Here is an 11,766-nt window from a genome sequence, read left to right on the forward strand (position 1 = left end):
CCTTAGTTTTAAGGGGGACGGCGGCAGTGGTGAGAAAAAGCTGTTATATCGGCTTTTCGTATTTTGCAGGACTTTTTCTATGTACCATTGGCTGGGGCAGGAACAATGCAGTTTTCGCACTTGCGTCAGCGTGTGTAGCCATTACAGCCTTTGCGCTTTTTAAGAGATACCGAAAGCATATAGCTCTCTGCTTTGTTTCGTTCCTGATAGCGGTGGGAGTCAATACCGCTTATACTCACATTTTCTATGATAAACTGACAGCTTTAGACGGAAAGACCGTCACAGTTAAAGGCGAGATAACCGACATAAGCTATATAGGCTCTGACACCTGTCGACTAAGTGTCAATGGTACTGTTGGGGGAGTAAAAGGCAGGCTGACCTTTTATGCAGATGACATTGAATATGATTACTATGACAATATCGTGGCGACAGTAAAGGTCAGCAGGATAAAAGACAGCATCAATTTCAAATCAGAACAGTATAACAGACCTAAAGGCGTTTTTCTCAAAGGCTCGACCGCTGAAAGCATAGAAGTCACAGGCGGCGGAAACACCATTTTACGCAGTATAATGCACTATCGTGACAAGATGTTCATGTTGATAAACGATATCATAGGCGGAGATGAGGGTGGTTTTGCCGCTGCAATGCTCTGCGGAGATAAAACTGAGCTTTCAAAGCAAACGAAGCTCACGGTCTATCGTAGTGGCATAGGTCATATATTTTCCGTGTCGGGAACTCATGTGGTCATAATAAGTGCCATGATAGGCTGGCTAATGCAGAAACTAAGCAAGGATAAGCGTGTGATATTTGCCGTCCAAACTGTGGCAATGTGGGCGTTTGCGGTCTTTGCAGGATTTTCAGTATCCGTTGTGAGGGCGGCTGTTATGCTGACCTTGGTCACTGCCGCACCGCTCCTTTACCGCAGACCAGACCCTGCAAATACTCTCTGCCTTTGCGCTGTTGTAATACTCACTCTTTCGCCCTATGCGGCGGCGGACAGTTCGTTTCTGCTGTCATTCACAGCTGCGTTTGTTATAAGCGTTGTATGCCCGAAAGCGGTGACGATGGTAAAGCGCAGGGATATTCTTGGCAACATTGAGCGTGAAATAGTCACAGCGGTGACGATACTTCTTTGCACAATGCCTGTTCAGCTAATGTTTTTCAGTGAGATATCTCTTGTTGCACCACTATCAAATATCCTGCTGGTGCCTGTGTGTACCCTTGCTCTGGGTCTGACGGTAATAACTGCGGTAACAGGCGGTGCGGCAATAATAGCCTATCCTGTGCTGACGGTGGTAAAGTATCTTCTGAAAGTTGTTCTGTTTCTTGCTGAGCTGTTTTCAAAATTCAGCTTTGCCTATCTTCCTCGTGGAGTAAGACCACTTGGTATTGTAATGCTCGTTACCTGCCTTGTGCCTGTGGCGGTCATGTTTCTGAGAAAGTCAGTAAAGCTTGGGGCTTTTTGCACTGCTCTAATGCTTGTATGTTGGACAGCGGTGTATAATTTTTCTCTTGCTTTTGGAGGCTCGGTAAAGATAGTTGTAATGCCAAAAGGAAATGCAGTGCAGGCTGTGCTGTATGATAAAACAAAAGGTATGGTTTTCGATATCGGTAGTAAGGGCAAGCTAAACAGCGGTATGGAAAGCTTTTTGGAGCTTTACGGCATAAAAGAGCTAAAGGGCGCATTTATAGAAAGCGAACAGTATTACACTATAACGAAATATAACGAGCAGATGACTATACGACCTGACAGATTTTATATAAATGGCGAGCCTGATAATGACAGTGAACTGCCGTTCATGACAGGCGCACAGCTTGATTGGAACGGTGTTAAGATAGAAGCACTGGAGGACGGCTATAAAATTACCACCGAGGGCTGTGTGGTCACTATAGAAAAAGGTTCTGTCACCATAAACAGCAGAAACCTTGACACAACAGATGAAGAATACCCATTGATGATAGATATGAAAAATTCGCAGATAAGGAGGACGGACTATGGCTTTGCTTACGGCTTCGGCTCTTGGTAAAACGATAAGAGAGAATGATATCGACAGCCTTTATTATTTTTACGGACATGATACAGCGGCACTTGAAAGCTTTACAAAAAGGCTTGTGAACAAGCTTTGCCCTGCTGACGCTCAGGTCATGAACTTTCATAAGCTTGACGGCAAAAATCTTGATTTTCCAATGCTTACAGACGCTTGCGAAGCTCTGCCTTTTATGGCTGAACGTGTGGTGGTGACTATAAACGACCTTAATATAGACGCAGTGACTAAGGACGATCTGGACGACCTGAAAAAGATCCTGGGCTCTCTTGGCGAAACTACCACAGTGATAATCTATGCCACAGGAGTTGACCTTTTCAAGAACAAAAAGTATCTTACAGACAAAAACAAGCGCTTTGCAGATTTCTGCGAAAAGCATGGCACTGTCTGCAACTTTGAATACAAAAGGGCTTCCGACCTTGGAAAGTCTATATCCACCTATCTTGCAAAAAGCGGCTGTACCATAACAAAAAGCAACGCAGAGTATCTTGCAAACCTCTGTTTGTGCGACACTGCATTTATCAGCAAGGAGCTTGAAAAGCTTTCGGCTTATGCAGAGGGCAGGGAGGTAACAAGAGAGGATATCGACTTGCTTTGTATCAGGCGTATCGAGTCGGACGGATATTCTCTTGCAATAAATATCCTCAGAGGCAATGCGGCAATGGTCTTCACACGTTTGCGTGAACTCGATGTGCAGAATTATGAACCATATGCTATAATAGGAATAATCGGCTTTTCCCTTGCGGATATCTATAGGGCAAAGCTTGCACGTTCCTCTGGCAGGAGCGTTGCAGACGTGGCTAAAGATTTTTCCTATGCGAAAAATAGAGAGTTTGCAGTAAAAAACGCCTATTCCGAGTGCGGAAATATCTCGGCGGAGCGTATAAGAAAAACGCTTGAGATACTTTCTGAAACTGACCTTATGCTCAAAACAAGGTCACGGGGAAAAGACGGAGATATGCTCACCCTCGAGCAGGGGCTTGCAAGGTCAATGGCGTTAAGGTGTTAGTAAATGGAAAAACTTAAAATATCAAGGGCAATAATCGTTGAGGGAAAATATGATAAGATAAAGCTTTCGTCCATAGTTGAAGGCGTTATAATCGTCACTAACGGCTTTCGTATCTATAAAGACCCTGACAAGGCAGCGCTTATAAGATACTATGCTCAGCATGGTGGAATAGCCATTCTTACTGATTCCGACACGGCTGGCTTTCGCATAAGAGGGCATATAAAGGGTATCGTCCCCAAAGGCGATATCGTGAACGTGTATGTTCCTGAGATATTCGGCAAAGAAAAGCGCAAAACAGAGCCGTCAAAAGAGGGCTTGTTAGGGGTCGAGGGCGTTCCTGCGGATATTATCAGGGAAGCCTTTGAAAAAGCAGGCATTATAGGCGAAAAGGTCGCAGACAGAGAACTCATGACCAAGCTTGACTTTTATGAGCTGGGTCTAAGCGGCAGACCTGACAGCAGCAGGCTCAGACAGCTTGTGTGCGAAAAGCTGTCGCTGCCCAAAAAGCTCACTGCAAATGCGCTGCTTGAAGTGGTGAACACAATGCTCGATAAAGAAAGCTTGCAAGCACTCATAGAGGAATTGACCTCAGAAAACAATAAAGACAAGGAGAATAGCGTTGGTTAGTCTTGAATTTTTATATTTCTTTCTTCCTGTTTTTATGGGAGTATACGCTTTGTCAGGGGTGCGTTTCAGAAAAGCCGTGTTCCTGCTTGGAACAGTTGTGCTGTGTCTGTGGGTGTCCACATGGGGGATAATACCAATGGTGGTGTGTGCTGTTGTATCATACTTTTGCGGCAGGCTTATCCACCGCTTTGCAGACAAAAAAGGACTTAAAAGGCTATGGCTCATATTATCGGTGGTAGCAAATATGGCAGTGCTTCTTGTATTCATAAGAAGCGGTCACAGCAGCTATGACGTGACGTCTATATTCACAGGCAAAGGCGCAATGCTAAAGCTTTTCCCTGTGTGGGGAGCGGGCGTTTTCACTCTCCATGGCATTTCCTACTGCATGGATATTTATAGGGAAGAAATAGAGCCTGAGAAGAATTTTCTTTTGGTATCTCAATATATATGCTTTTTCCCATGCTTTTACTGTGGACCGATACTCAGATTTTCGGATATAAGCGAACAGCTTAGAAAACCTGTCATAACCTCTGGAAAGCTTGCAGAGGGCATAAAGCTTATGCTTATAGGCTTTGCGGAGAAGCTTTTTCTGTCGGATCCTATGTATGAGATGTGGCAGCACATAAGGGGAGTAAGTGCAGATTCGCTCTCCGCCGCTTGCGCATGGCTTGGGATAATAGCTTTCTCCTTTGCGTTCTACTATGAGCTTAGAGCTTATTCGCATATTGCACAGGGTATTGGTTCAATGCTCGGCTTTGAACTTCCTGATAACTTTGATCTGCCGTTTATGTCAGCAGGCTTCAATGAGCTTATAAAACGATTTGCCTGCACCTTTTATAGTTGGGTGAGAGATTATTTCTACAGACCTATATGTAGAAGTAAAGACAGCGTTTGCCTTTGGGCATTGATACTGTCTGTGCTTGCAGGCTCGGTTTGGTATGGCTACGGCAGACACACAATGCTGTGGGCAGCGTTTATTTGTGTTATGCTTGGAATAGAATATCTCTTGAAAAATATTCTTGCGGCTGTGCCGACATGGGTAAGATGTGCGGTGATGAATGTTCTGTTTCTTATAGGTCTGCCGTTTCTTGCGATAGACAGCCTGCCTTCAGCCTGCGGATATGTTGCCGCAATGTTCGGCGGGGGAAGCTTTGCAGGAGATGTTCTAGCATCGTATGTGATAAAAACAGGAGTTGTGATGTATCTTATCTGCGGCTTTTTTGCAACAGGTATCGGCAGATATCTCAAACGCAGGATAATGCAGCTCAATACTAATATAGTTTACATAATCGAGCCAATGCTCACTATAGGATTTCTGCTTATCAGTACAGCGTTTCTTGTGGGCGGAGGTAATTCGTCTATGAATTTATTCGTGAGATAAAATGGGAGGAGTGAACATTAATGAAAAAGGCTGCTGATTATATCGCAGTAAGCGCATTTTTTGTAATAGTCATAATGTTTGCGGCATATACTCTCGTGATGGGCAGACATGGATCTGAAAGTGAAAAGGCAGACAGTTCAGATATAAGACATAACGTTCAGACCTATGTTAGCAGTAATTTTCCTCTAAGCTCAAATTGGAAGTCGCTCAGAACGACCATGTTTGTGATGACTGGTAAGAAAAATTTTGATAATATCTATATCCTTAAAAATCGTCTTGTAGAGATCACAGATTTTGATAAGGACAGGCTTGATAAAAATATCTCGCAGATAAATGAATTTTCAGAAAACACAGATACACCTGTATATGTTATGTTAGCTCCGACTGCCGCAGGTATCTATTCTGCTAAGCTGCCTGCTTATACTTCAAACACAGACCAGCGTGAAATGATAGATAATATCTATTATGACCTAGACAGCAGGATAGACACTATAGATACATTTTTTCCTATGTATTCTGCAAGAAATAATTACGTTTACTATCGTACAGATAGAAAGTGGACTTCCTTCGGGGCGTATTTTGCCTATGCAGACGGCATAAAAGAGCTGGGTTTTGAGCCGGTCGTTCTGTCCAATTACGATCAAGAATATACCTCAAATTCTTATTATGGAGGACTTTACAGTGAACTTTGCTATAACAGCATAGGCGCAGACAGAGTGAACATCTTCCGTTCAAAGTATAAAACTACTGTTGATTCTGTGGAGCTTTACAGAGGAGATCAGGTGCTTACCTCAAAATCTGTTTATTTTAGATCTGCACTGAAAACAGCAGATAAAACGGCTATCTTCCTGCAAGGTGACAACTTTACTAAGGCAACGGTCAAGACAACTGCAGAGGACGCACCAAAGCTTCTTATCATCAAAGGAAGCTATGCCAATACCCTTGTGCCGTTTCTTACCCCACACTACAGCGAGATAACCTTGGTAGATCCTGACAAGCTCAAAGAGGAGGGCAAGACCCTTTCTGACGTGGCAGATACGAGTGCATATGACCAGATATTATTTATGTATGACTGCGACCAGTTTGCAGATGAAACAAATTTTGATTTGCTCAAATAATATGGGCTATGTACTTGAAAAAATGGAACAGATGTGATATAATAAAGAAAATGCCGTACAAGGAATGTGCGGCATAATGTATGTCTGAATATTTGAGAGGGTGTTTGATGTGAGTGAGCAAAAAAACAGACTTGATCTTATTGATCTTAATGACTATCCAGTATCTTGGTGGCTGAAACTTCTTGATCTCGGTCATAAGATAGTTCAAAATCCTGCCGCCTACAGCGAGGCTTGCAAGGGCAAGATAATGGGTACTCTTTTCTATGAGCCGTCAACAAGAACGCAGATGTCTTTCCAGACCGCTATGCTACGTCTTGGGGGAACGATAATAGGCTTTGACAATCCTGCCACTTCTTCCGTTGCAAAGGGAGAGAATATCAAGGATACCACAAAGATAGTTTCCGGTTATGCCGATATCATGGTAATGCGTCACCCTACCGCTGGATCGGTAAAGGCTGCGGCACTCACTGCTGATTGCCCTGTTATCAACGCAGGCGACGGTGGACACCTCCACCCAACACAGACACTTACAGACCTGCTTACACTTAGAGAAGAAAAGGGCAGACTTGATAACCTGACCATAGGCTTCTGCGGTGACCTTAAAAACGGCAGAACAGTCCATTCCCTTATTAAAGCAATGGTATGTTTTCCAAACAATAAGTTCATATTAGTTTCAACTTCTGAGCTTGCTTTGCCTGTGTATGTAAAGGATATCCTTGAAGCGGCAGGCATGGAGTACAAAGAAGTTACAGACCTTGAAGAGGTTATCGGTGAGCTTGACGTGCTATATATGACAAGAATACAGAAAGAGCGTTTTGCTTCTGAGGAGGAGTATCAGTCTCAGAGCGGAAATTACATACTCGATACAAGAAAGCTTTCAATGGGAAAGCCTGACCTTATCGTGCTTCACCCTCTGCCAAGAGTAGATGAGATAGCTATCGAGGTGGACGACGACCCGAGAGCAATGTATTTCAAGCAGGCAAAATACGGTATGTATATCAGAATGGCACTCATACTTACAGTTATAAACGGCGATGGTGCTTCGCAGCCGCTTATGAAGGGCAGAGTGCATAAGCACATTGATTGTTCAAATCCTAACTGTATCACTCACCACGAAAAGTATCTGCCACATTGGTTCAAAGGCGATGGCACAACGCTTGTTTGCGAATATTGTGACGAGAGAACATTGGTGGAATAAAATAAGAGCTTAATGGGGTAAGCAAAGGCTGTGTGTCAGTCTTTGTTTACCCTTTTTTATTGTGCAGATAGCGTATATTAATAGACTTGTGATATGCAAAATCGTTAAAAGTAACGAAATTCTTACAATATGGTAACAAACAGTCTTGAAATAATGTTGAGCGTGTGGTATAATTAAAATGGATAAATTTTTTACAGGAGCTTTGATCTAATGAATACACTTTCAGATGAGGAGTTTGAACAGATCTACGGACGAAAGCCTGTCAGAAGGGTGAAAAAGAAAAAAATATACTGGAACAGAATTATTATTGCATTGATAATACTTATCGGCATTGTGACTGGTCTGGTAAAGCTGACAGCCTTGGTAGTATCAAAGATCAAAGGAGACGATACGCAAAAAACAAACAAGGTATTGAATAATACATCTTCTGTCGCTGTGAAGGAGGACGCTTCTTCTGCTGAGGATAAAAAAGACGAGCCTGCGAAGTATTCAAATATGGACTTTACAGTGTGTGTTGACGCAGGTCACGGTGATTATGACGGCGGCACAACTGACGCCTCAGGAACAAGATATGAAAAAGACGATAACTTAAAGGTCGCACTTGAGGTGCAGAAATATCTCGAAAAATACGGCGTCAATGTGGTGATGATAAGAGATGATGACTCTTTCCTTGAGCTTGACGAAAGATGTGCAAAGGCAAATAACGCCAAGGCTGATATGTATGTTTCACTTCACCGAAACAGCTATGACGGTGATATTTCGGGCGTTGAGGTTTGGGTGAATAATTCTGAGCCTGAATATGACACAAAGCTTGCACAGAATATACTTGATGATCTTGAAAAGGTAGGTATATCTGAAAATAGAGGAGTACAGTATGGCTACGTTGGCAATTCCGGTGTAAACTACTACATAAATGCCGACACTGTTATGCCAAGCTGTCTTGTGGAGCTTGGATTTATAACCGAGGATATCGACAATAAGCTTTTTGACGAACACCTTACCGAGTATGGACAAGCTATTGCTGATGGTATAGTTCAGACAGCTGTTGATGTTGGTCTTGTTGATGAAAGTGGCAAAAGACTTATGTCTGAGCAGCTTATCTCACCTGAGAAGCCTGTGAACAATAAGGATTCTTCATCTGTGGCTGATGCTATGACAACGCCGATGGAGACGGATTCTTCTGCTGACGTTTATAATACTCAGGAAAACGAGTGGTATTGATAACAAAAAAATAAAAGCGAACACAGTTCGTTTCTGCTAATGCAGAGAAACCGTGTTCGCCTTTTTGTTGTTAAAGCTCTTTTCTGATGAGTTTGAATTTCTCAAATTCTTTCGTCAGGTCTGCCAGAACGTTTTCAAGACCCTTTTCAGAGTATTCTTCGTGATATTCTGCCACAAAGTCTGTTACCTCCGTGACGCACTTTGTGCCGTACCATACTCTGACATAAAGCTCTTTTTCATCGCCGAGAATAGGGTCTATGCGGTAGCTGAAATTGGTGTAATTGCTGCCAGACCAGGTGTTTTTTTCTTCAAAATAGTGAAATGTGGGTATATCAAAATAACCATGGAGCATTGCGTATTTTCCTTTCAAAAATCATTCGTTTATGATATTATAGCATATCATTGTTCCTTTTTCAAGCATTTAGTCTGCTTCTTAATTAAATTAGCCTAAAAAACGTTTACATTTTTGTTAGGAATGTATATTGGAGAACTGTTCAAAATATGTTATAATTAATAATGGTATGACTATTTCAGCGGTATGCTGTCGCAGAAAGGATAAGATCTATGAGCATTACAATAAAAGATGTTGCCAAGGAAGCCGGTGTTTCAGTGGCGACAGTGTCAAGGGTTCTCAACGGAAGCTGTAACGTATCAGATGAGTCAACAAAAAAAGTCAATGAAACTATTGCAAGGCTCAACTATTCTCCGAATTTTCTGGGAAGAAATCTTAGAAAGTGCGAAACGAATGTTATTCTTGTAATTATGCCGACCTCTGAACATTCTCTTTATTCAAAGATAGTCATGGGTATGCAGGACTATGCAGGACAAGTTGGTTACGATATCATAACTGCAGTTTCCTATTCAACCTCGACCGCTGAAACAAGGCAGATGAATATGCTTTTTAACAGAACAGTTGACGGTGTTATCCTTCTTGGCACTCAGTATGACGCAGCTTCGCTTAATAAGCTCGCAGAGAATTATAACGTTGCTCTGTGCTGTGAGGGCGTGAAGGGTGCAAATGTGCTTACTGTTGCTGTTGACGATGAACAGGCTGCGTTTGACGCTGTCGCTGCTCTTATCAAAAAGGGTCATAAAAGGATAGGCTTTATCGGAACGAACTCTTCGGCTATCTCCTCCACTGCAAGAGAGAACGGCTATATAAGAGCATTAAAAGAATATGGCATAGCAATAAAGAATGAATATATCTATAAAGAGTCCTATGACTATGATTGCGGAGGCAGAGCGTTTGAATATTTCAATGCACTTGCTGAGAAGCCTACGGCGATTTTCGCTGTGTCAGACTTGCTTGCTATCTCTGCAATGCACAAGGCAATAGATATGGGCATTGATGTGGGCAAAGATGTCGCCATAATGGGATTTGACAATATATCCATGTGTGAGTGGATAATCCCTACGCTTTCAACGGTTGAACAGCCTTGCTCAAAAATGGGCGAGCTTGTTGTGGCAAAGCTTATTGAGAACATGAATAAGACTACTAAGGATAATCATTATTATACTGTTGACCACAGGATAATTTTAAGAGAGTCCACAGGCGACTAATTACTTTCGTAAAAATAGATAGGGGAGAAATAAGGCAGTTTTTCCGTAAAAACTGCCTATTTTCTGTAAGAAAGGATTTTTTAAGGCATGGAGAAATTTACAAAAATACTTGAAACGATAGATGGCTATGTCTGGGGCATACCGCTTATCGTACTCATTATGGCTGTGGGAATATTCCTCACCTTTAGGCTAAGGCTTCTTCAGATATTCCACCTGCCAAAGGCTTTGAAATTTATGTTTCAGAACGAAAATGGTGGCAAAGGCGAGATATCGAGCTTTGCAGCACTTTGCACCGCACTATCCGCAACCATAGGTACGGGAAATATCGTCGGTGTTGCAACAGCCATTGGTGTGCTTTCAGGCGGACCTGGAGCGCTCCTCTGGATGTGGATAGCTGCTCTCCTTGGTATGGCAACAAAATTTTCCGAGGGCTTTCTTGCTATCAAATACCGACGTATGGACGCTGACGGACACGTTTGCGGCGGACCATTCTATTACATAGAATACGGCATGGGTAAGAAGTGGAAGTGGCTTGCAAAGGTATTTGCGTTCTTTGGCGCTTGCGTTGGTCTTTTTGGTATCGGTACTTTCTCTCAGGTGAATGGTATCTCATCGGCAGTTCAGGCTTTCTTTGATCCTAAAAAGGAACATACAGTGAATATTTTTGGTACTGACTATACATGGGCTGTTATAATCTCTGGACTTTTGATAACTATTTTTGCCGCACTTGTTATTATCGGAGGCATAAAGAGGATCTCAAGTGTTTCTCAGGTAGTTGTGCCTTTTATGGCGGTCGTTTATATAGTTGCTTGTCTTTCACTTATTGTTATAAACATTCAGAGGCTCCCTCACGCTGTTGCCCTTATTTTTGAACAGGCATTCAGCTTCAAGGCTGTTGCAGGCGGATCTCTTCCTACAATGTTCATTGCTATACAAAAGGGTGTTGCCAGAGGAATTTTCTCAAATGAGTCAGGTCTTGGTTCGGCACCTATCGCAGCCGCAGCCGCTCAGACAAAAGAGCCGGTAAGACAAGGTCTTGTTTCTATGTGCGGCACTTTTATCGACACTATCATTGTATGTACTATGACAGGTCTTGCTATCGTAATGATGGGAAGCTACGAGGCTATCAACCCAGTAACAGGCAAGCCTTTTGAGGGCGTTGAGGTCACAAATCACGCTTTCCAGAACGGCTTCTCCTTCTTGCCGTCAATGATACCTGCATTTATTCTTATGGTCTGTCTTGTGTTCTTTGCTTTCACAACTATCCTTGGCTGGAACTATTACGGTGAAAGGTGTATGGAATATCTTTTTAACAGCAATATGAAGGTGGTCATGGTCTACAGATATCTCTATATCCTCGCTGTATTTATCGGACCATATATGACGGTTTCTGCCGTTTGGACGATCGCTGATATCTTCAATGGTCTTATGGCATTGCCAAACCTTATAGCGTTGCTTGCTCTCAGCGGTGTTATCAGTAAGGATACAAGGCGTTATGTGGCGAAGTATTCCAGAGCAAAACGGATCAATAAGCTGGTAAGAGCGTAGATATCGCATTTTATATGAAGCGGAAACGGCTGAATGTGGTTTCCGCTTTTTTTATGCTG

The 11,766-nt window shown here is 42.6% G+C and carries 10 protein-coding genes; 9 read left to right on the forward strand and 1 reads right to left on the reverse strand.

Annotation, left to right across the window (positions count from 1 at the left end):
• The first annotated feature begins 26 nt into the window (after nt 1–26).
• From RBI_RS11415 to RBI_RS11445, 7 genes are all read left to right on the forward strand, one after another.
• Entirely contained in the window at nt 27–2,027 is a 2,001-nt protein-coding gene (locus RBI_RS11415; RefSeq protein WP_041337269.1) for a ComEC/Rec2 family competence protein, read from the forward strand.
• Nucleotides 1,996–3,054: a DNA polymerase III subunit delta gene (gene holA, locus RBI_RS11420; protein ID WP_041337271.1), complete on the forward strand. Its 1,059-nt coding sequence runs from the start codon at nt 1,996–1,998 to the stop codon at nt 3,052–3,054. The genes RBI_RS11415 and holA overlap by 32 nt, the downstream gene beginning before the upstream one ends.
• A gap of 3 nt (nt 3,055–3,057) precedes the next feature.
• Nucleotides 3,058–3,681: a toprim domain-containing protein gene (locus tag RBI_RS11425; protein ID WP_041337272.1), complete on the forward strand. Its 624-nt coding sequence runs from the start codon at nt 3,058–3,060 to the stop codon at nt 3,679–3,681.
• On the forward strand, nt 3,674–5,062 hold the full coding sequence (locus tag RBI_RS11430) for an MBOAT family O-acyltransferase (protein WP_041337273.1): 1,389 nt from the start codon (nt 3,674–3,676) through the stop codon (nt 5,060–5,062). Before RBI_RS11425 ends, RBI_RS11430 begins: the two co-directional genes overlap by 8 nt.
• Nucleotides 5,063–5,082: 20 nt before the next feature.
• Nucleotides 5,083–6,180, forward strand: coding sequence for a DHHW family protein (locus tag RBI_RS11435; RefSeq protein WP_041337275.1), 1,098 nt, complete (start codon nt 5,083–5,085; stop codon nt 6,178–6,180).
• A gap of 109 nt (nt 6,181–6,289) precedes the next feature.
• A complete protein-coding gene (gene pyrB, locus RBI_RS11440; protein ID WP_041337276.1) occupies nt 6,290–7,378 on the forward strand; it encodes an aspartate carbamoyltransferase in 1,089 nt (362 codons plus the stop codon).
• A gap of 210 nt (nt 7,379–7,588) precedes the next feature.
• Nucleotides 7,589–8,599 carry an N-acetylmuramoyl-L-alanine amidase family protein gene (locus tag RBI_RS11445; protein ID WP_041337696.1) on the forward strand — a complete coding sequence of 337 codons (1,011 nt, stop codon included), beginning with the start codon at nt 7,589–7,591 and terminating at the stop codon, nt 8,597–8,599.
• A gap of 70 nt (nt 8,600–8,669) precedes the next feature.
• Here the strand turns inward: RBI_RS11445 and RBI_RS11450 are convergent, their stop codons facing one another.
• Nucleotides 8,670–8,951, reverse strand: a complete 282-nt coding sequence (locus RBI_RS11450; RefSeq protein WP_022286784.1) for a hypothetical protein — start codon at nt 8,949–8,951, stop codon at nt 8,670–8,672.
• Nucleotides 8,952–9,163: 212 nt separating this feature from the next.
• Between RBI_RS11450 and RBI_RS11455 the strand changes: the two genes are divergently transcribed.
• Together RBI_RS11455 and RBI_RS11460 are read left to right on the forward strand one after the other, a co-directional pair.
• On the forward strand, nt 9,164–10,159 hold the full coding sequence (locus tag RBI_RS11455) for a LacI family DNA-binding transcriptional regulator (RefSeq protein ID WP_041337277.1): 996 nt from the start codon (nt 9,164–9,166) through the stop codon (nt 10,157–10,159).
• An 87-nt stretch (nt 10,160–10,246) separates the two neighbouring features.
• Complete coding sequence (locus RBI_RS11460; RefSeq protein WP_041337278.1) at nt 10,247–11,707, forward strand: alanine/glycine:cation symporter family protein; 1,461 nt, start codon at nt 10,247–10,249, stop codon at nt 11,705–11,707.
• The last annotated feature ends 59 nt before the right edge of the window (nt 11,708–11,766 follow it).

It is taken from the genome of Ruminococcus bicirculans (ex Wegman et al. 2014) (assembly GCF_000723465.1).
In the GTDB taxonomy this organism is placed as follows: Bacteria; Bacillota; Clostridia; order Oscillospirales; family Ruminococcaceae; genus Hominimerdicola; species Hominimerdicola aceti.